We start from the raw sequence: 686 nt of genomic DNA, 5'->3' as shown, positions 1-686 counted from the left end.
GGCGTTCATCGACGTCCTGCCTCGGTCTTTCATCAACTCCGAAAGTCTAGGTACAGATCTTGAATGGTCAGGGTCTGGCTACGGCGGTTCCGGGTCGATGATCAGTTCTGTCTGGCCGAGGAAGCCGGCGATCAGGTCGGGTTGGTACTGGACGCGTTTGAGCAGGGTCTTGATCGTGGTAGTGAGCTGGTCGACGGTGACGCGGACGTGGTTGCCCAGGTCTCGTTTGACGTGGGCCCACACGCCTTCGACGGGGTTGAGGTCCGGGGCGTAGGCCGGCAGGGGCACCACGGTCAGCCAGGAGGCATGGCGGGCGAGGAACACGCGCATGGCGGCGCTGCGGTGGGTGTTGAGGTTGTCCCAGCACAGGATGATCGGGGCTTTCAGCTGGTGGTGCGCGGCGACGAGCAGGGTGGCGTAGTCGTCTTCGGAGAAGCTGCGACGTTCACCCTTGCGGCCGTGGTGGGCGAGGACCCGGTAGAACAGGCGGGGCCGCTGGCCGGGCCGGTAGCAGACCAGGGCTGCCATCGACACCCGCCCGGAGCCCTTCCCCGACACCCGCACGGTCGGGGTGTGTCCCCGTGGGGCCCAGGTCCGGGCCTTTGGGGGGCGCAGGCTCTGCCCGGTTTCGTCCTCGAAGACGATCCATGCGCCGGTCGTCGCCGCTAGCCTCGTACCTTCGCCCA

1 protein-coding gene is annotated in these 686 nt (G+C 66.9%); it reads right to left on the bottom strand.

The features are described from left to right. Positions 1–78 precede the first annotated feature (78 nt). A partial coding sequence (locus MJ783_RS12565) for an IS630 family transposase (protein ID WP_239310600.1) occupies positions 79–686 on the bottom strand: 608 nt, incomplete at its 5' end.

This window comes from Protofrankia sp. Cj3 (assembly GCF_917627355.1).
Classification (GTDB): Bacteria; Actinomycetota; Actinomycetes; order Frankiales; family Frankiaceae; genus Protofrankia.
Note: the sequence above shows the minus strand (reverse complement) of the source record. Positions and strands in the feature narration are given on the sequence as shown.